Annotated in this window: 18 protein-coding genes; 10 read left to right on the forward strand and 8 right to left on the reverse strand. The window is 66.2% G+C overall.

Annotated elements, in window-relative coordinates; genetic code table 11:
- Nucleotides 1-417: 417 nt before the first annotated feature.
- Complete coding sequence (locus NQV15_RS06295) at nucleotides 418-543, reverse strand: MerR family DNA-binding transcriptional regulator (protein WP_304523570.1); 126 nt, start codon at nucleotides 541-543, stop codon at nucleotides 418-420.
- 83 nt (nucleotides 544-626) lie between these two features.
- Here NQV15_RS06295 and NQV15_RS06300 point away from each other — a divergent pair, with 83 nt between their 5' ends.
- The 4 genes from NQV15_RS06300 to NQV15_RS06315 all read left to right on the forward strand — a co-directional run bounded on the left by NQV15_RS06300 (nucleotide 627) and on the right by NQV15_RS06315 (nucleotide 3,917).
- The gene (locus NQV15_RS06300; RefSeq protein ID WP_232398883.1) at nucleotides 627-1,643 is read left to right on the forward strand and encodes a questin oxidase family protein; all 1,017 of its coding nucleotides are present in this window, start codon (nucleotides 627-629) and stop codon (nucleotides 1,641-1,643) included.
- A 78-nt stretch (nucleotides 1,644-1,721) separates the two neighbouring features.
- Complete coding sequence (locus NQV15_RS06305) at nucleotides 1,722-2,150, forward strand: DUF4304 domain-containing protein (RefSeq protein WP_255669838.1); 429 nt, start codon at nucleotides 1,722-1,724, stop codon at nucleotides 2,148-2,150.
- A 245-nt stretch (nucleotides 2,151-2,395) separates the two neighbouring features.
- Nucleotides 2,396-2,551, forward strand: a complete 156-nt coding sequence (locus NQV15_RS06310) for a hypothetical protein (RefSeq protein ID WP_232398887.1) — start codon at nucleotides 2,396-2,398, stop codon at nucleotides 2,549-2,551.
- A gap of 334 nt (nucleotides 2,552-2,885) precedes the next feature.
- Nucleotides 2,886-3,917, forward strand: a complete 1,032-nt coding sequence (locus NQV15_RS06315) for a hypothetical protein (RefSeq protein ID WP_232398889.1) — start codon at nucleotides 2,886-2,888, stop codon at nucleotides 3,915-3,917.
- A gap of 81 nt (nucleotides 3,918-3,998) precedes the next feature.
- Here NQV15_RS06315 and NQV15_RS06320 read toward each other — a convergent pair whose 3' ends face one another.
- From NQV15_RS06320 to NQV15_RS06325, 3 genes are read right to left on the reverse strand one after another with little or no spacing between them, the layout of a single operon-like run.
- Nucleotides 3,999-5,966: a DUF3732 domain-containing protein gene (locus tag NQV15_RS06320; protein WP_232398890.1), complete on the reverse strand. Its 1,968-nt coding sequence runs from the start codon at nucleotides 5,964-5,966 to the stop codon at nucleotides 3,999-4,001.
- Nucleotides 5,967-6,470, reverse strand: a complete 504-nt coding sequence (locus tag NQV15_RS18190) for a three component ABC system middle component (protein WP_369413836.1) — start codon at nucleotides 6,468-6,470, stop codon at nucleotides 5,967-5,969.
- Entirely contained in the window at nucleotides 6,457-7,638 is a 1,182-nt protein-coding gene (locus tag NQV15_RS06325; RefSeq protein ID WP_257125103.1) for an ABC-three component system protein, read from the reverse strand. The genes NQV15_RS18190 and NQV15_RS06325 overlap by 14 nt, the downstream gene beginning before the upstream one ends.
- 384 nt (nucleotides 7,639-8,022) lie before the next feature.
- Between NQV15_RS06325 and NQV15_RS06330 the strand changes: the two genes are divergently transcribed.
- Complete coding sequence (locus NQV15_RS06330; RefSeq protein ID WP_257125104.1) at nucleotides 8,023-9,741, forward strand: alkaline phosphatase; 1,719 nt, start codon at nucleotides 8,023-8,025, stop codon at nucleotides 9,739-9,741.
- A 113-nt stretch (nucleotides 9,742-9,854) separates the two neighbouring features.
- On the forward strand, nucleotides 9,855-10,688 hold the full coding sequence (locus tag NQV15_RS06335) for an aldo/keto reductase (RefSeq protein ID WP_232398893.1): 834 nt from the start codon (nucleotides 9,855-9,857) through the stop codon (nucleotides 10,686-10,688).
- Between the two features lie 8 nt (nucleotides 10,689-10,696).
- Here the strand turns inward: NQV15_RS06335 and map are convergent, their stop codons facing one another.
- Nucleotides 10,697-11,545, reverse strand: coding sequence for a type I methionyl aminopeptidase (gene map / locus NQV15_RS06340; RefSeq protein WP_232398894.1), 849 nt, complete (start codon nucleotides 11,543-11,545; stop codon nucleotides 10,697-10,699).
- 51 nt (nucleotides 11,546-11,596) lie between these two features.
- Between map and NQV15_RS06345 the strand changes: the two genes are divergently transcribed.
- Nucleotides 11,597-11,803 carry an AP2/ERF family transcription factor gene (locus NQV15_RS06345; RefSeq protein WP_232398895.1) on the forward strand — a complete coding sequence of 69 codons (207 nt, stop codon included), beginning with the start codon at nucleotides 11,597-11,599 and terminating at the stop codon, nucleotides 11,801-11,803.
- A complete protein-coding gene (locus NQV15_RS06350; protein WP_232398897.1) occupies nucleotides 11,800-12,090 on the forward strand; it encodes a hypothetical protein in 291 nt (96 codons plus the stop codon). Before NQV15_RS06345 ends, NQV15_RS06350 begins: the two co-directional genes overlap by 4 nt.
- A gap of 3 nt (nucleotides 12,091-12,093) precedes the next feature.
- Here the strand turns inward: NQV15_RS06350 and panB are convergent, their stop codons facing one another.
- The 3 genes from panB to NQV15_RS06365 form a co-directional block, all read right to left on the reverse strand.
- Entirely contained in the window at nucleotides 12,094-12,963 is an 870-nt protein-coding gene (gene panB / locus NQV15_RS06355) for a 3-methyl-2-oxobutanoate hydroxymethyltransferase (protein WP_232398900.1), read from the reverse strand.
- Between the two features lie 107 nt (nucleotides 12,964-13,070).
- Nucleotides 13,071-14,822 (reverse strand): NAD+ synthase, encoded by a 1,752-nt coding sequence (locus tag NQV15_RS06360; protein ID WP_232398902.1) that lies wholly within the window; start codon nucleotides 14,820-14,822, stop codon nucleotides 13,071-13,073.
- A 34-nt stretch (nucleotides 14,823-14,856) separates the two neighbouring features.
- On the reverse strand, nucleotides 14,857-15,201 hold the full coding sequence (locus NQV15_RS06365) for a hypothetical protein (RefSeq protein ID WP_232398903.1): 345 nt from the start codon (nucleotides 15,199-15,201) through the stop codon (nucleotides 14,857-14,859).
- 85 nt (nucleotides 15,202-15,286) lie between these two features.
- On the opposite strand from NQV15_RS06365, the gene glnA reads away from it, so the two are divergent.
- A complete protein-coding gene (gene glnA, locus NQV15_RS06370) occupies nucleotides 15,287-16,624 on the forward strand; it encodes a type I glutamate--ammonia ligase (protein WP_232398905.1) in 1,338 nt (445 codons plus the stop codon).
- A gap of 25 nt (nucleotides 16,625-16,649) precedes the next feature.
- The gene (locus NQV15_RS06375; protein ID WP_232398907.1) at nucleotides 16,650-19,574 is read left to right on the forward strand and encodes a bifunctional [glutamine synthetase] adenylyltransferase/[glutamine synthetase]-adenylyl-L-tyrosine phosphorylase; all 2,925 of its coding nucleotides are present in this window, start codon (nucleotides 16,650-16,652) and stop codon (nucleotides 19,572-19,574) included.
- Nucleotides 19,575-19,595: the final 21 nt, after the last annotated feature.

Here is a 19,595-nt window from a genome sequence, read left to right on the forward strand (position 1 = left end):
CTCAAACCTAGAGGAAGCCACCGACACTTATTTCCGCTGCAACTGCAGTGTGGATCAAGATCGTCTGATCCGGTCTGGACAAGGACGACCGCGTCTCTCAACATGGCTTGGTGGAGCCAAACTCTCGCGACTGCGAAGACGCCGACCCCTTGCCCGGCCCCGGCGTCGCACCGCCATCGGCCAGCGAGCTCAGCGCCGTAGCTCAGACCCTGACAGTTGATGGGGAGACGTCGAGCTCCGCCCTGATGAGTACGGAGGCACGCACTACGAATGGGTGACGGGCCCGAACGAGGGGTACGGCTTCGGAAGCACCCCGACCCAAGGCTGGTCCATGGACCAGCACCGCGAGAACATCCGCTTGTTCCTTGCAGAGATCGACCCCACGACGGGTTACATTGGGGATTGAACTAATCGGACTCAGGTCCGCCAACCGCGCGGACGGTTGCCGGCAGTGCGTGAGCTGTGGATGAGACCTTCGCGCTCGTAGAAGTGAAGCGTCGAGACCGTCACCCCGGTGCGCGCGGCGACCTGTCCGGGCGTCATGACATGCAGTCGAGTTCTCTTGTGCGGCTCGATGCTGATCGCCTCCTTGACCTCAACGCTTGTTGAGGTTGTCTGATCGTGTCATGACCTTTGAAGTCCTCGATGAGGCGTACACCCGGCTGCGGTCCACCGGACCGGAGTTCGATGACTGGCTCAGCAACCACGGGCCCATGGCAGCAGAGGCGCTGGCCCGGCATAGACATGAAGACGAGATCCCTGGGTGGCTCGACGGCTACAGCAAGCGTCTTGAGGCCGCACCGCGACCGTCTGTGATGATCGATGACTGGCGCGCGGCGCTGGGCGACGCACGTCGTCTGGGCGACTGGCTGGGTTGGTTCGACAACGAGCTCCGGGACCAGCCGTGGACCCAGGTGTTGCAGACCTGGTGGCCTCGCCTCCTGCCCGGCATCGCTGCCGGCGCGACTCACGGAGTCATTCGCGTCGGTCACGCGGTACGCGTACTGCGGGAGGAGGGCGACACCGCGGCGCGAGTCTCGGAACTTGGCCACGGGCTGGGGTACTGGGCCGCACGATGGCAACCGGTACCTGCTGCCGCCTCGCCCGGTGGCCACCTGGATGCCGCATCCGCGGTCGCATCTATCCCGGCGATCCCTCATCAGGTCGGAGGGATCCAGTCGCGGTTCGCGCAGCTGGACCGAACCGATGGATGGCCGCAGGCCCAGCGCGCTCTGGCCAGCTCACCGGACTGGGAGGCACTGCTTCGCGACGTGGTGAACGCCGCGGTGAGGCGCTATGTGACCCATGCGCACCGCGAACCCGTGATGCTCGTCCATGCTGCGACCGCACCGAACGCGGTCCTACGCACTCTTCCCTCACTAACGGATGAGCTGTGGGCACCCAGCGCCGCAGCGGCCTGGTCGGCGTCCGCCGCAATTCATGCTGCCTACGCCTCCACGGCGAGCGCGCCACCGGCCCGGCCTGCAGCGACCGCGGCAGACGCCTTCGACAGAGCCGCTCAACACGGCGACGAACATGTCATCAAGCTCGCCGACACGGCACTGGACACCTACGCCTGGACGGGAGACCCCCAAGCGCTCGCTGCGGTCGAGACGGCGGCAAACCTCGTCGACCCACCATGAGACCTCGCGGGACACATGGCCGGGCGAACATCCCGGGTTGCCTGTCCCGCGTTGCGGACCTGAGATGCTGGTTCAGTGATGGCATCGTCAGCGCAGGACGCGTACGAGGTCTTAGTGGAAGATTTTCTGAGTCCCGCCTTGAGGGATCGCGATTTCAAAGGTTCCAGCGGGATCTACGAACTTCCCTCCGCCTCCCACTGGAAACGTCTAAGCCTTCAGAAATCGCTATACAACGACCGCGATGAGATCGCGTTTGCGGCGAACTTACTTGTCGTTCGGCGTGACCTCTGGGATGAGATGCGAGCGCGAGAGTCCATGCAACATTCTGTGCCGCGACCAGGCACGCTGTACAACGACCCGGTTGAATTCATGAGGCTGGCGCCGGCTGACGATTCTGATCACTGGTGGCAGGTGTCGCCTCGTACGGACGCAGCGAGTCTCGCCAAGGATTTCATGGACCTTCTCGATCGATTTGGCATTCCCTGGTTGGACGCGAAGTCGGCCTAGCGACATAACTAGGTGTTAGGAAGTTGGCTCTACTCGCGCCGCGGCAGATAGGCGCAGGTAAGACGCAGTCCGAACACGGATCGGACGGAGCGAGCCCGTCGATGTGCGCGAAACGGAACAACCCGCGCACGGCATGCATCCTCTGACCCGAAGCGCAGCACGGCGTTCTTTCGAGAATGTCTGTCCCTATCTCTAGTGTCACCGATACCGCCGCTCGGTGGCGCCCACTAGATGAGGAGCACTCCATGAAGGTTTCTAGCTACCACTCCAGCAACAAGTCCGATCCAGACGTCTATCACGATCACGACAACTGCCGGACAGGCCAGCAAATCCCGTCATACAACAAGTTGAGCGGTACCGGCGGCTTCCCGCGCTGCAAGCAGTGCATCGACAAGGGTTGATGTAAGACATCGGCCTTGCTGCTCGGCAGTGAGACCGCCTACGGACCAGAAGGTCAACGGCACGCGCCCATGTGCAGTCCGGACGCGACAGCGCAACCGAGTTTGGGCGAATGCGGGGGGAAGAACAGTGGATACATGTAGATGCCGCCCGTAGCGAACCGCCAGCTAGCGCATACGCGGGGGTATGACGCGCTTCTCCACATTCAAGAGAAGAGCCGCCATTAGAGCCTGATATCGCAACGCAGTCGGAGGCGGCTGTCCGCCTCATCAACATGCTCAACACAGAACGGCGCGTCGCCCACCCAGATCTGCTGGCACCCTTGAAACTCGTCCTGTGTCTGAATACTTCGATGTTTCGCCGTCCGTTCGCGCGCAGGTTCTTGAAGCACGGGCTCGAGTGAGGTCCGCGAACCAGACCATAGATAACTTGCTCCGAACCGACGCTCTAGATCCGTCGTTGATCAGCGCGATCCAAGCAATTGCTGAAGCACTTCGCTTCATCGGTGAGCACGCCCCGCACATAGTTAATGAAGACTCGGGAATCACCGACCGCATTGATTTCCTATATGCGCTTGATCAATCGTCGATTGATCAATACGCGGAACACACAGAAGACCTTCTGACAGTGCTCAACTTCATCGCGTCCTTCCCTGACGATCTCGACGACCTCGCTGACGCCGTCGAGGAATTGCTTAAACGCGTCGTCGGATTCCTCCGGGAACTGTTGGGCCAGGAGTCGCCGATGAACTCAGACCTATGGGTCGGAGTTGAGAGCCAATACACCAACTCGGCTGCAGTACTCAACTCTTTCGCCCTTTGGCGCAGTTCAGTACAGGCGTCGAAGCGTGCTGAGAGTGCCGCCGAAGCCGCAGCAGAGTCCGCTGGAGAGACGGCTCAAACTTCTCTCGCATCCGAATTCGAGTCGCTACGGGATGCTGAGAAGAGGATTGCGAACTGGTTTCGACGGTCTACCATCGGGCTCCTGCTTGCTACGCTAGGTTTCGCCGCGTACATAGCTTTCGGAGAGCATGATCGGGCAGCAGCTGAAGCCGCGCAAAAGCTCGCCCTGGCGGTGCCTGCTGTTTTGCTCGCCGCATACCTCGGCCGAGAGGCAAGCGCGCATCGGCGTACTGCCCACTGGGCCACTGTGATGGTTGCGCAGTTGAGGTCAATCCGGGCGTACTCTGCGGAACTCTCCCCGCAGGGCCGCGACGAGCTGAAATTGCGCTTCGGATTTCGAGTCTTTTTAGACGCGCCCGCGTTGGGTGGCGCGGATGAAGGCGCTAGCCCATCCAACAGGGACTTGGGGGTAGTCCAAGTTATTCGTGAGGCAAGTGAGGCTGCGCGCCCGACCAGGGGAGTTTGAATCGCACCGCCCCCGCGGGCACGAGCGAAAGCCCGTCCTGATTGCTCGCCGGGCACCCGCGGGGGTATGACGTAGGTCGCGCTAGGCCTTCCGCTGGTACTCGTCCCGAGTTGGCCAGTCACTCGGGATCAGTGCGACACCATTCCGCCAGTTATCAACGACGGCATCCTGAAACCAATCATCCGCCAGGTTTGCGTGATCGCAAACAATGACTTGCAGCTCCCCTGAGAGGGTCTCGACGACGTCGCGAAGCAGCTCAAACTGTCGGCGCACAGCAGCCCAGTCGGCATCTTCATCCTCTGCGGCGTCGACCACCTCTTCGGGGAAGAACGCCTGGGTTGGCTGGTCCAACATCAAGAACCGCGGCGTCGGACGGTCGTGGGTAACCAACCAGTGATGAAGCGCAAGGTGCGTGGCTAAGTGATATCCAACCCAGTTTTCCGCGCTCCCCATCCGTGCCAGTGGCACACGACCCCCGGGGCGGACGTATGACACTGTCAGCTCCGCGGGGTCGAGGCGCGCCGGGAACTCCGACCCTTCTAGTTGAAGGGCACGCGCGTAGAGGGTGATGAGTTCTCCGACCCCGTCCATCGTTCGCTTCATATTCTCAGTTGGGTCGTCAGCCTCGAAGAGTTCTTCGAGGCGGGCGAGCTGGCCACGGACCCGACGTTCGGCGGAACGCAACTCCTCCAAGCCGCCCTCGACCTGAACTCCGCGTTCTAGTTCTTGACTCACACGTCCCTGAAGGAATGCGATCTGCTCGCGCTGCGCCCTACCGTTTGCAAGCTCTTGGTTCTGGACGGCTGCCGCATTCAGATCGGCAGCGTTCTCGCGTAGCGATTCTCGAAGTCTGTCTCGGGATTCACCAAGTGACTCAATTAGAGATTCACGCCGTGCTTGCGACCCTCGTGAAGCCACGAGCCTGCCGTCCAGATCCACCAGCAACTGCTGCAGCGATTGGACAGACTCGTCGGGGTGTGGAAGTTCCTGCTCGCATAGAGGGCAAGAACTGGCAGGGCCGTCCTCGCTCACCCGCCGCGGAAGTAGGACATTGATCGCACTCAGTCGATCTCTCTGAATCGCAAGTTCGGACGTTGCGTCTGAATGCTCCGCTTCAAGTCGCCGCATCAGGCCGATCTGGTCATCAAGTTCTTGAAGTCGGCGCCGCAGAACGGTGCCCTCGTCGAGCAACTCCGCTTGCCGCGCCCCGGCTTCGCTCGTGGTGTCGCTGTCCTGTGTCACCCGATACGCGCGGATTCGTTCCAGAAGCAATCGAGCTTGGCTCGGGTCGGTGATTGTCTCGTCCTGGCTATCGAGCACGCCGAGGGAGACAGCAGATCGCAGGATCTGAAAAGTGCGGTCGCCTTGTTGCCCAAGGTCGGCTTCGGTCGTCCTCAGCTCCAACTGGATACGCTGGAGGCTGCGTCGCGCTTGAAGCAGTTGCCTTTGGATTGCCGACTGCTCGGGTGTGGATGCGCCCAAGAAGTAGGGCAGGACGCCGCGAATCGTTGGTCTGATGTCTGGCTCGTTCTGCCGATGAAACAGCACAGCTCGGTTCGCGATCTCATTCTGATTCTGAAAACTGAAGAAGATTGCTTGTTTGCTGGAGACCTCGAACGGATTCCGCAGGCTTCCCTGCTCTGGCTCGACCGTGAATCGATCAATACCGAGATGCTCGGTCAGCACGTCCTTCACGACTTCCGTATCCGCGTTTACCTCAAGGCCCTCGCTGGTCGCCGGCGCGACGAGGGTGCGGTCTCCGAGAACCACCACTGCACGATTCGTCGTTGCGGACTCGGGGTTCGGCCGCAGGATTAGAACGCGCTTGTCCGCAAATTGGAGGAGGGTTGTGTACCAAGCAGCCTTATCGCTGATAACACCAGTAGGAATCGTCACTGTGTCTCGACCGAGACAGAACTCCACGATGTCCAGGAGGGCTGACTTTCCCGTCTTGGACTTACCCGTGAGGATGTTCAGGCCGCCCGGTTTGAAGTCGACGTTTCTGAGTTGGCCGTGGTGTCCGTAGACCCCGACTGAAACGATATGCATTTAGCCTCCGATGCCGAGGAGATTGAAAGCCGTGATGACGTCAGTCGCGCGAAACCAACGGCCGACTACTCTGGCTGCTCTGACTGTGTTGACCAGTTCGTCCGGCCAAGACTGAGGATTAGGATTCTTGGGTCGGTTCCCGGCAAAAATGTCTGTGCCGCTGAGATTGAGCCTGCCAGTGCGCATGCCGAAGCGAATCGCCCGCCGTGTGGCTGGCGCAAGGGTTGCCACTCGGATGTCGAGGCCCTGAGAGAGGACTGGGTTACGAACGGCCCATGCTGCGAGCGTGACGTTGGGCGACCTAGGAAGGGAATCGCGAGTGGGCGGATGCAAGACCAGCGGAAGGATGACGAAGCACGCGGGCCAGGACAGGCCAGTGCCGCTGTCTTGCTCCTTTGCCCATGCGGCGTTCACGATCAGCTCTGCAGTGAACGCTTCGTTGAAAAGCGCAACCGCCTCGGGGGCTCGCCTACCTGATAGGGGCGCTAGGTCATGCTGTGACATCGGACAGCAGCCCTTCCAGTTGCGTTTGGAAGTCGGGGTGCCACCCAACCTGATGTCCTAACTCGCCATCGGCGAGCGCATGGAGCATGCCTCTGTTGAACCAAGGCTCGTCGAACCGATCCCGCAACCTCGAGCGGCATTCACGAGCGACTCGACTGAGGACGTCCTGACCCACTTTGCCGGGTTCGCGGTCGTCGGTCGCCATGCGTGCCACCTCATCGTCGAATACCTGCTCCCACTCGTCGTGCAACTTAAACGCAAAGCGATCGAGTTCCTGCTCGCCGACGAGCTGATATCGAAGCCAGAACGACCTTTGAGTGTAGGCGCGGTGATAGTCACGAATCGCCTTCCATAGCCGCTCGTGATCCAGTGCAATCCAGGCGAGCTGATGGACGAAGGTGCGGTCTTGGTAGTCGGCCGTTATCGACTCGTCGAACCGCTGAAGGACGTCCGGATCGACCGGGAGGCTGTCGGCTCGAAGCTGATCAACGATGTCCGCAACCTGTATGGCGAGATCGGTGCCGGTGATTGCATCAAGACTACGGTCGAGAAGCCGCACAGCAATTCCTGCCCACCATCCCTTGAGCAGCGCAACGAATGCCTCCTCCTTCCCCGGCGTAATCGCGTATCTGAAGACCTTCACGAGCTCGGAGTCGAGACCGCCGGCAGATGGGGTGGCGTCGTCGATCACAACCCGGTCGACGAGGGCGAACTTCTGGTCGTCGTCGAGAGTGAGAAAGCGCTTTCGCCACGTCGTCGACGTCGCGTTTCCTTCCTTGTCTGCTGCCTCGTCCAATAGGTCGATAGCTTGAAGGACGTCCCTGCCAGCGCCGCTTCTCAATAGGGCAAGGTGATCGTCGGTGTGTTGTGTTGTAACCATGCGAAGTACTGGGTTCTCATCAATGTCGAGATCCATCCACACGTTCAGGCTCCGCCAGAGATCGACGCTGTTCATCGTGACGGTTCCGGGGCCGATATGATGCTTCACTTGGAGTAGTTCTGTCGGCGACCCGCCATCGCTGAAATCAATGTCATCGAGCATCTCAATCCGCATTTCTACGGTGGGCTCGGTAGCGCCGCGGCGACCAAGTTCCGCGAGAGCTCGCATGCATTGCTGGAAGTATCCGAGGGCCTGGCCGGCCGCCGAGTGGGTACCGCTGCCTGGCACCGAGCACACCTCCGAATACGAGCAGGGCGCGGGTCGCGTCCAACTTGTTTGCTGACGCTATAACGAGAACGGTCTGTTCAGTTCCGTTTGAGACAACTCATATAGGTCGAGCCGAGACCTCGTGTGATGTGCTGGCGCAATGTAAGCGCGTCGATCTGGGCGGAAGGACGCAGTCCTCGCGACGAGACGTTGATGCGCTCGGGGCATCCGCCGACCGCTTGGAGGGCGACCGTCAAGGCCCGCACCGCAGCCCGCGAATCTGGGCCCGGCTCATTCGCCCCAGACCGGCAGGTGACGTTCACCTGCCGGAAGGGCTCAGTTCGCCCCGCCGACGGTTCTCCTCGACAGGTTCTCAGTAAACCTTCGATGATTGGACTGAACCTCATGGCCCGTAGAAGAACTGGTGTGCTGGCCGCCGGCACCCTCGCCGTCGGCGCGATCGCCCTCGGCAGTGCGGTGTACGCCGTCTCGCCCGGCTTCACCGACGACCGCTCGGCCGACCTGGCCGCGGCGATCAACCCCGCGAAGCCCAAGAACGTCATCCTGCTGATCGGCGACGGCACGGATGACTCGATCATCACCGCCGCCCGCAACTACGAGCTCGGCGCCAAGGGACGCTTCGCGCTGGACGAGCTGCCGTTCACCGGCGCGATGACGACCTTCGGTCTCAAGACCGGGCCCAACCCGGACGACTACCCGATCAACTACGTGTCGGACTCCGCGCCGACCGCCAGCGGCTGGTCGACCGGCAAGAAGACCGTCGACAGCCGGCTCTCGCAGGGTCCGAGCTCGGGCGACACCGTGCCGGGGGAGGACTACGAGACCGTCCTGGAGAAGTACAAGAAGCAGGGCAAGCGCACCGGCAACGTCTCGACCGCCGAGATCACCGACGCCACGCCCGCCGCGGCCGCCGCGCACATCAACCTGCGCGCCTGCCAGGGGCCGACCGACATGGCCTCGTGCCCCACGGCCAAGAAGTCGGCCGGCGGCAAGGGGTCCGTCGCCGAGCAGCTGGTCGACAACAAGATCGACGTCATCCTGGGCGGCGGGCTGAACCGCTACAACCAGACCACCGACGCGGGTCCGTCCGTCCTCTCGTACGCGCAGAGCGCGCACAAGTACCAGGTCATCAAGGACAAGACCGCCCTGTCCGGTGTCGACACGTTGGCCAACGGCCCGATCCTCGGTCTGTTCTCCGGCGGCAACATGACGCCGAAGTACAAGCCCTTGACGGCCACGCCGGCCGGGGCGGGCGGGCCCGACACGACCTGCCAGACCGCTGACCGCGGCACCCAGCCGTCGCTCGCCGACATGACCGACAAGGCGATCAAGCTGCTCGACAACGACAAGGGATTCTTCCTCCAGGTCGAGAGCGCCATGGTCGACAAGCAGGAGCACGCCTCCGACCTCTGCGGGGCGATCGGCGACGTGCTCGAGCTGGACAAGGCGCTGAAGGTCGCGCAGGCCTACCAGGCCAAGCACCCGGACACTCTCATCATCGTGACCGGTGACCACGCGCACTCCACGCAGATCGTGGGCAACGGGGGCTCGACCACCGACGCCACCGGTGCCACGGGCGGCAAGGCCACGGCCACGGTCAAGACGGCCGACGGCGACCCGATGACGGTGGCGTACTCGACGTCCAACCCGGGCGGTTCCCAGTCGCACACCGGCGCGCAGATCCGCGTCGCGGCGTCCGGCCCGCAGGCGGCCAACGTCACCGGCACGATCGACCAGACCGACCTGTTCGCGACGATGCTCGGGCGCACCCCGAGCAGGCTGCCGACCGGTCCGACAGCGCCGGCACCCACGGCCAAACCTGCTGCACCGGTCGTCGCACTCGTCGCGGACTCGCGCATCTCGGCCAAGCAGCTGCGGAAGCCGGGCCTGCGGGTCTCGACCAACGTGGCCGGCGCGACCTCGGTGAAGGTCTCGCTCGTCAAGGGCTCCCGAACCGTCGCCACCAAGACGGTCGGCCGGTACGGAGCGACCGTCCACCTCAAGGTGAAGTCCGGCGTCAAGGGCGCCCTGAAGGTCGTCGTCACGGCCAAGGGTCCCGGCGGCACCAAGACCAGGACGACGACGGTCACGGTCACCCGCTGATCGGTGGCAGGCAGGGGAGTGACAGTTTGACAGGGAGGGGCCGTGGGTACGCCACACCACGGCCCCTCCTCGGAGGCGAGGCCCACCCCACCCACTGATCTTCAGGAGCTCGTATGACCGTGCCCAACATCGCCCTCAACAACGGTGTCGACATCCCGCAGCTCGGATTCGGCGTCTTCCAGATCGACCCGGCCGAGACGAAGGACGCCACGCTGGCGGCCCTCGAGGTCGGCTACCGGCACATCGACACCGCCGAGATGTACGGCAACGAGAAGGGCGTCGGCGAGGCGATCCGCGAGTCGGGCATCCCGCGCGACGAGATCTTCGTGACGAGCAAGCTCAACAACGGCTTCCACGCCCACGACGACGCGATCAACGCCTTCGAGGGGACGCTCGAGGCGCTCGGCCTGGACAAGATCGACCTGTTCCTCATCCACTGGCCGCTGCCGGGCATCGACGTCGACTTCGTCGAGACGTGGAAGGCGCTGGAGGAGGTCTACCGCGACGGCCGCGCCCGCGCGATCGGCGTCTCCAACTTCCAGCCCACCCACATCCGTCGCATCCTGCAGGAGGCCGAGATCGTGCCCGCGGTCAACCAGATCGAGGTGCACCCCTTCCTGACCCAGGACGACGTGCGCGCGGTCAACGCCGAGCACGGGATCGCCACCGAGGCATGGTCGCCGATCGCCAAGGGCCAGGTGCTCGACAACCCGGCGATCACCGGGGTCGCGGCCGACAAGGGCAAGACGCCCGCCCAGGTCGTGCTGCGCTGGCACATCCAGCGCGGCGACATCGTCTTCCCGAAGTCGGTGACCCGCAGCCGCGTCGAGGAGAACTTCGACCTGTTCGACTTCGAGCTGTCCGACGGCGAGATGGGTGTCATCAGCGCCCTGAACAAGAACGAGCGCACCGGCCCGAACCCGGACGAGTTCAACTGGATCCCGTGATCGGCTGATCAGGGCAGGGTCAGGATCTCCGCACCGCTGTCGGTGACGAGCAAGGTGTGCTCGAACTGCGCGGTGCGGGATCCGTCCTGCGTGCTGGCGGTCCAGCCGTCGTCCCACATGTCCCACTCGACCCCGCCCAGCGTCAGCATGGGCTCGATCGTGAACGTCATGCCGGGCTGGATGACGGTGTCGTAGGACGGATCGTCGTAGTGGGGGACGATCAGCCCGTCGTGGAACGCCGGTCCGACGCCGTGCCCTGTGAAGTCGCGCACCACGCCGTAGCCGAAGCGCTTGGCGTAGGTCTCGATGACGCGGCCGATGACGTTGATCTCGCGGCCCGGCTTCACGGCGCGGATCGCCCGCATCGTGGCCTCGCGGGTGCGCTCGACCAGCAGGCGTGACTCCTGGTCGACTTCGCCCACCAGATAGGTCTTGTTGGTGTCGCCGTGCACCCCGTGGATGTAGGCGGTGATGTCGATGTTGACGATGTCGCCGTCCTGCAGCGGACGGTCGTCGGGGATGCCGTGGCAGATGACCTCGTTGACGCTGCTGCACAGCGACTTCGGGTAGCCGCGGTATCCCAGGGTCGAGGGATACGCGCCCTGACCGACGATGAACTCGTGACCCACCCGGTCGAGCTCGTCGGTCGTCACGCCCGGGGCGATCGCCGCCTCGACGGCGTCCAGCGCCTGCGCGGCGATCCGTCCGGCGACGCGCATCGCCGCGATCGTCTCGGCATCGCGCACCAGCGGGCCCTTGTAGGGCAGCGGGGCGATCTGCCCGACGTACTCGGGACGCTCGATCGAGGAGGGCACGGGCCGCTGGGGGGACACCCGGCCGGCAGTCAGGACGGTCACCGGGCGAGTGTAGTCAGCGCATCCGAGCGCGACCTGGGGCAGGATGGACCCATGTCAGCGCCCAAGTTCTACTACTGCACCAAGCACCACACGGTCGAGGGCGAGGACGGCTGCAAGGCAGCCGACCGGCTCGGACCGTACGACACCGCCGAGGAGGCCGCCCGCGCGCTGGAGATCGCCGCCGAGCGCACCAAGGCCTGGGACAACGACCCGGACTGGAACGACGACGCCACCCCGGACGAGCCCACGAAGGAATGAGGCGTCGACGCAGACGCAGGGCCGGTGGTCTGCGGCTCGAGCGTTCCGGTCCGTGGATCGCGGTCGGCGGGCTGTTCGTCCTGCTGTGGCTCGCGATCTCGACCTCGGTCTACGCGCCGTGGTGGGGCGTCATCCTGCACGTGCTGATCCTGGTACCGCTCGTCGGCTGGGTCGCCAGCTGGGCGCGGACCCGCCCCACGGCATGCACCTTCGTGCCGCTGGCGGGCCTGCCCCTGCTGGCCCTGGTGACCGCGGTCGGCGTGGGCCCGGGCGGCTGGAGCGCGTGACGCCTACTCGGCGAAGCTGTGCTCGGCCGACGGGAACGCGCCACCCTTGACGTCGTCGACGTACTCGCGGGCCGCGTTCAGCATCACGGTGTGCAGGTCGGCGTAGCGTTTCACGAAGCGCGGCGCCTTGCCGGTGTTGAGGCCGAGCATGTCCTGCCACACCAGCACCTGGGCGTCGCAGTCGACGCCGGCGCCGATGCCGACGGTCGGGATGTGCAGCGCCTTGGTGACCTCCGCCGCGGCGGGGGCCGGAACCATCTCCATGACGACCGCGAACGCGCCGGCGGCCTCGAGCGCCTTGGCCTCCTCGAGCAGGCGAGCGGCACCAGCACCGCGGCCCTGCACGCGGTACCCGCCCAGGTTGTGCTCGGCCTGCGGGGTGAAGCCGATGTGGGCGCACACCGGGATGCCGGCATCGGTCAGCAGCTTGACCTGCGGGACCATCGCCAGCCCGCCCTCGAGCTTGACCGCGTGGGCGCCGGCCTCCTTCATGAACCGCACCGCGGTGTGGAACGCCTGCTCGGGGGAGCCCTGGTAGGAGCCGAACGGCAGGTCGGCCAGCACGAGCGAGTGCTTCGCCGAGCGCGAGACGGCCCGCACCAGCGGGATGAGCTCGTCGACCGTGACCGGGAGCGAGGACTCGTTGCCGTAGACGTTGTTGGACGCCGAGTCGCCGACCAGCAGCACCTCGACACCGGCCTCGTCGAACGTCGCTGCCGTGTACTGGTCGTACGCCGTCAGCATGGTCCACTTCTCGCCGCGGTCCTTCATCTGCTGAAGGGTGTGGGTGCGGACGCGCTTGCGGGCTGTCGGCGCTGCGGCTGCAGGTCCGGTGCCGTACGGCGCGGTCTCTTCGGGGGTGGCGTCAGCCATGGCAGTTCTCCTGTTCGTCTCGCAGCTCCTGGCGGAGTCCACGGATGTCCTCAGCCTGCCAGATCCTGCCCGCGGCGCGACGAAGTGTGAAGCAACTCACCGTGCGCTCAGAGCTTCTCGCGCCAGCGGTGGGTGATCGGCACGCGTCGGTCGCGGCCGAAGTTGCGGCGGGACACCTTGGGTCCCGGCGGGTACTGGCGGCGCTTGTACTCGGCGCGGTCGACCAGGGTGATGACCCGTTCGACGAGCGCGGGGTCGAAGCCCTCGGCGATGACGTCGGCGGAGCCGAGATCGCGCTCGACGTAGGCGTCCAGGACCGCGTCCAACAGGTCGTACGGGGGCAGCGAGTCCGAGTCGAGCTGACCGGGCCGCAGCTCGGCCGACGGCGGCTTGCTGATCGTGTTCTCGGGGATCGGCGGCGTCTCGCCCCGCTCCACGGCGATCTCGTTGCGCCACGTCGCCAGCTCCCACACGAGTGTCTTCGGGACGTCCTTGATCGGCGCGTAGCCGCCGACCGCGTCGCCGTAGATCGTGGAGTAGCCGGTCGCCAGCTCGGACTTGTTGCCGCACGCCAGCACCAGGTGGCCGTGCTGGTTGGACAGCCCCATCCAGATCACGGCGCGGATGCGGGCCTGCAGGTTCTCCTCGGCGAGGCCGTCCAGGTGCAGGGCGTCCTGGTAGGTGTCGAAGATCGGGGCGATCGGGACCGTCTGCAGGGTCAGGCCCGTGCGCCGGGCCTGCTCGGCGGCATCTCCCGTCGAGTGCTCGGTCGACCAGGCGCTGGGGTTCGAGACGCCGAAGACCTTGTCGGGGCCGAGCGCGTCGACCGCGATCGCCGCGACGAGCGTCGAGTCGATGCCGCCGGACATCCCGAACAGCACCGACGAGAAGCCGTTCTTGTGCACGTAGTCGCGCAGCCCGGTGACCAGCGCCGTCCAGATTTCCTCGAGCCGGGGCATGCGGTCGGCCTGCTCGTTGGGGCGCGGCTCGTAGGGCGCGAACGGCTCGGACGAGATGATCGTGCGCTTGATCGCGAGTCCACCGAAGCGCTCGTCGGCGCCGGGCATCGACGGCGTGGCGGCGGGCAGGTCGAGGTCGACGACCAGCAGCTCGGGCGCGAACTGTCCCGAGCGTCCCAGCACCGCACCGGTGCGGTCGACGACGATCGAGTCGCCGTCGAAGACCAGCTCGTCCTGGCCGCCGACGAGGTTGACGTAGGCCAGCGCGCAGTCGCCCTCGACCGCACGACGCGAGCACAGCTCGAGCCGGACGTCGTCCTTGTCCGCCTCGTACGGCGACCCGTTCGGGACGACCAGCAGCGCCGCCTCGGCAGCCTTCGCGGCGGCCGACGGCCCGTCGCGCCACAGGTCCTCGCAGATCGCGAGGGCCACGTCGATGCCGCCGATCTGGACGATGTTGATCTCGTGGCCGGGCACGAAGTTGCGGATCTCGTCGCCGACGCCGTAGTTCCACAGGTGGTGCTTGGCCTGCCGGGTGACGATCCGGCCGCCGTGCATCACGGCGACGGAGTTCAGCGGCGCGTTCTTCGGGATGCCCGGGCCCGTCGGGGCGTCCTCGGCGTGGTCGAGGAACCCGACGACGGCCACCAGGTCGCCGCACCCCTCGTCCTGCAGGCGCGTCGCCAGCGACTCCGCGGTGGCGCGGGACGCCTTGATCAGCGAGGCGCGCATCGCGAGGTCCTCGATGGGATAGCCGGTCAGCATCATCTCGGGGAAGACCACGAGGTGCGCGCCCTGGGCCGCGGCGTCCTTGCAGTGCTGCACGACCAGATCGGCGTTGCCGGGCAGGTCGCCGACCACGGCGTTGACTTGGGCGAGGGCAAGGCGCAGCTGGGGCATGGTCCGACCCTAGTGCCGCATCACGCGGTGGGTCTCAGGAGATTGCCTCGCGCACCAGCTTGACCAACGCCTTCGGGGCCTTGATGCCGGACAGGGCGCCCATCCGGGCGCGGCCCTTGACCCCCCACCCGGGAGTCACGTTGTACTTGCGGCCGTCGAGGACGAGCGAGACGCTCTGACCGCCGGTGATCAGCAGCTGCTTGGCGGTCGTGGCGGTCAGCGCGGCGGTGTCGATGACGTCGCCCTTGGTCCCCAGCAGGGTGATCGTGCCGTCCTGACCGATCACGATGCTGCCGTGCTGTGCCAACGGCTTGAGGCCCTTGCCGATCTGGCACTCGTCGAAGGTGATGTCGCCGGTCGCGTTCTCGTCGGTGCTCATGCCGGGAGACTACGGTCACGCGGGCTCATGCCGGTTTTCGTCGTGCGTAACAAGGCCGTAACAATCCCCATGGGACACTGACGGCATGGGAAAACAGGAAGACTTCGTCCTGCGCGCGCTCGAGGAGCGCGACGTCCGCTTCGTACGTCTGTGGTTCACCGACGTCCTGGGGTCCCTGAAGTCGGTCGCCATCGCACCGGCTGAGCTCGAGGGCGCGTTCGCCGAGGGCATCGGCTTCGACGGCTCGGCGATCGAGGGCTTCGCCCGGGTCCACGAGGCCGACATGCTGGCGATGCCCGACCCGTCGACGTTCCAGATCCTGCCGTGGCGCGGCGAGACGCCCGCGACGGCGCGGATGTTCTGCGACATCCTCATGCCCGACGGCACGCCGTCGTACGCCGATCCGCGGCACGTGCTGAAGCGTGCGCTGCAGAAGGCCGCCGAGGCCGGGTTCACGTTCTACACGCACCCCGAGATCGAATTCTTCTTGTTCAAGGGCAAGCCCGACAAGGGTGATCGCCCGGTGCCGGTCGACGACAGCGGCTACTTCGACCACACCGCCCAGGGCGGCGGTCAGGACTTCCGCCGCGAGGTCATCACGATGCTCGAGAACATGGGCATCTCGGTGGAGTTCAGCCACCACGAGGGCGGACCAGGCCAGCAGGAGATCGACCTGCGCTACGCCGACGCATTGTCGACGGCCGACAACATCATGACGTTCCGCACGGTCGTGCGTGAGGTCGCGCTGAGCCAGGGCAAGTGGGCCTCGTTCATGCCCAAGCCCTTCACCGAGCACCCCGGCTCGGGCATGCACACGCACGTGTCGCTGTTCGAGGGCGACGAGAACGCGTTCTACGAGGCCGGCGCCGAGTACCAGCTGTCGCAGACCGGTCGCGCCTTCATCGCGGGCGTCCTGCGCCACACCCCCGAGATCACTGCGGTCACCAACCAGTGGGTCAACTCCTACAAGCGGCTGGCCGGCGGGGGAGAGGCCCCCAACTACGTCTGCTGGGGCCACAACAACCGGTCCGCGCTGATCCGGGTCCCCATGTACAAGCCGCACAAGGGCAACTCGGCGCGCGTCGAGCACCGCGCGATCGACTCGGCCTGCAATCCGTACCTGGCCTTCGCGCTGATCCTGTCGGCCGGGCTCAAGGGCATCGAGGGCAAGTACGAGCTGCCGCCCGAGGCCGAGGACGATGTCTGGTCGCTCACCGAGAACGAGCGCAAGGCCATGGGCATCGCGCCGCTGCCGCGCAACCTGGACGAGGCGATCCGCACGATGGAGACCTCCGAGCTGGTGGCCGAGACGCTCGGTGAGCACGTCTTCGACTTCTTCCTGCGCAACAAGCGCGCCGAGTGGCAGGACTACCGCTCGGAGGTCACGCAGTTCGAGATCGACCGACTGATGCCGATGGTCTGAGCGGGACGCCGGTAGCCTGATCCCCGTGACCACCGATGCACGTGACCTTGCTGTCGCACTCGCTCGCAAGGGGTTCCGGGACGGTGAAGCGGCCCTGGCTGCCCTGCGCTCCCTCGGCGACGTGCCGGACGAGCTGGTCGAGCAGATCGCATCGGTCGCCAGCCCTGACACCGCGCTCATGTCGCTGGCGACGATCGCCGAGCGGGCCGGTGGTGCCGGCGAGATCCTCGACCTGATCCAGTCCGATGACGACCTGCGCCAGCGGTTGCTGGTGGTTCTGGGCACCAGCGAGGCGCTGGGGGACTTCCTGGCCCGGCATCCCGAGCACGTCCGCGATCTCGCGGGTGACACGTTGTCCCGCGTCCCGATCGACCTGGACCGCCGTCGCCGCGAGATGGAGGAGGCGACCACGGCCGACGAGCTGCGGATCGGCTACTACCGCAAGCTGCTGCACATCGCCGCCCGTGACCTGACCGCGCTGACCACCTTCGAGCAGTCATCGGCCGAGCTGTCCGACCTGGCCGTCGCGACGCTCGGCGCCGCGCTGAAGATCGCCCGCGAGCACGAGGACGGCGCGGACCTGTGCCGGCTCACGATCATGGCGATGGGCAAGACCGGCGGGCACGAGCTGAACTACCTCAGCGATGTCGACGTCATCTTCGTCTACGAGCCGGTCGACGGTGCCGACGACCACGCGGCCGCGATGGCCGCGACCCGGTTGGCGTCCGCCGTCATGAAGCTGTGCCGTGACCACACCGGCGAGGGCACCATCTGGGAGGTCGACGCCGACCTGCGTCCGGAGGGCAAGAACGGGCCGCTCGTCCGCTCGCTCGGCAGCCACATCGCGTACTACGAGAAGTGGGCCAGCACCTGGGAGTTCCAGGCGCTGCTCAAGGCGCGCTTCGCGGCTGGTGACGAGGCGCTGGGGCAGGCCTACCTCGACGCGCTCTCGCCGATGATCTGGTTCGCCAGCACCCGCCCGAACTTCGTGGGCGACGTCCGTGCGATGCGCAGACGGGTCATCGACCACATCCCCGCCGCGCAGCGCGACCGACAGCTGAAGCTGGGTGCCGGCGGCCTGCGCGACGTCGAGTTCGCCGTGCAGCTGCTGCAGCTCGTCCACGGCCGCGCGGACGAGACGCTGCGCAGCCCGACGACGCTGACGGCCCTGCAGGCGCTGATCGACGGCGGCTACGTGGGCCGTCGCGACGGCGCGGCGATGGAGGAGGCCTACGAGTTCCTGCGGACCCTCGAGCACCGCATCCAGCTGTACCGCCTGCGACGCAGCCACATCGTGCCGGAGGATCCCGAGGACCTGCGGCGCATCGGCCGCAGCATGGGCTTTCGCCAGAATCCGGCCGACAGCGTCGTCAAGGAGTGGCAGGCCCACCGCCGGATCGTGCGCCGCCTGCACGAGAAGCTGTTCTACCAGCCCCTGCTGGAGGCGGTCGCGTCATTGCCCACCGACGGTCTGCGGCTCACGCCCCTGGCCGCCGAGCAACGGCTCACCGCGCTCGGCTTCGCCGACCCCCAGGGCGCGCTGAAGCACATCCAGGCGCTGACCTCCGGGGTGTCGCGGCGCGCGGCGATCCAGAAGTCGCTGCTGCCGGCGATGCTGGCGTGGTTCGCCGCGTCACCGGATCCCGATGGCGGGCTGCTGGCCTTCCGCAAGATCTCCGAGGGCCTGGGCGAGACGCACTGGTACCTGCGCAAGCTGCGTGACGAGGGCGAGGGCGCCGAGCAGCTGGCGCACGTCCTGTCGTCCAGCCGCTACGTGACCGACCTGATCCTGCGCGCGCCCGACTCCGTCGCCCTGCTGGGCGATGACGCCGAGCTGCGCCCGCTGGAGCGCGAGCGCCTGCGCACCGAGGTCGACCTCGCCGCCGCCCGGCACCGCAACCCGGCCGACGCGATCCGCGCCGTGCGCCGGGTGCGTCGCCGCGAGCTGTCGCGGGTCGGCATCGCCGACGTCCTGGGACGACTCGACATCGTCGAGGTGGGCGATGCGCTGACCGACATCTCGACCGCGACACTGGCCGGGGCGCTCACGGCGTCCACCGCGGCCGTCGAGGCGGAGCGCGGCGAGATGCCGACGCGCATGTCGATCATCCTGATGGGCCGCCTCGGTGGAAGTGAGGTCGGCTACGGATCGGACGCCGACGTCATGTTCGTGCACGAGCCGCTGGAGGGTGCCGACGAGAGCGAGGCGGCGTCCGCCGCGATGGCCGTCGCGCAGGGGCTGCGCAAGATGCTGGCGGCGCCGGGGGACGATCCGGCGCTCGAGGTCGATGCCGAGCTGCGTCCCGAGGGCCGCAACGGGCCCTTGGTGCGATCGTTCGCGAGCTACCGGGCGTACTACGAGAAGTGGTCGGCGGTGTGGGAGGCCCAGGCGCTGCTGCGCGCGTGCGCCAGCGTCGGCGACCCCGACCTCAACCAGCGGTTCACCGCCATGATCGACCCGCTGCGCTGGCCCGAGGGTGGCGCGACGGCCGATGAGGTCCGCGAGATCCGCCGCATCAAGGCCCGGGTGGACTCCGAGCGGCTGCCGCGCGGCGCGAACAACAAGACCCACCTCAAGCTGGGACGCGGCGGACTGGCCGATGTGGAGTGGACCGTTCAGCTGCTGCAGATGCAGCACGCGCACGCCGTGCCGGGCATGCGGACGACCAGGACGCTCGACGCATTGCACGCGGCGGCCGAGGCCGGGCTGGTGTCCCGCTCCGATGCCGAGATGCTGGAGTCCGCGTGGCGCCTGGTCAGCCGGATCCGCAACGCGGTCGTGCTGCTGCGCGCCAAGCCGGCCGAGTCGATGGTCGAGCAGGCGGGGGAGCGTGCGGGTGTCGCGCATCTGCTGGGCTACGGGATGGAGCACGGCGAGGAGATGGTCGACGAGTACCTGCGCACCACGCGGCAGGCGCGGCAGGTCGTCGAGCGCGTCTTCTACGCCTGAGCCCGGCTTGCGCAGGTATCG

It is taken from the genome of Aeromicrobium wangtongii (genome assembly GCF_024584515.1).
In the GTDB taxonomy this organism is placed as follows: Bacteria; Actinomycetota; Actinomycetes; order Propionibacteriales; family Nocardioidaceae; genus Aeromicrobium; species Aeromicrobium wangtongii.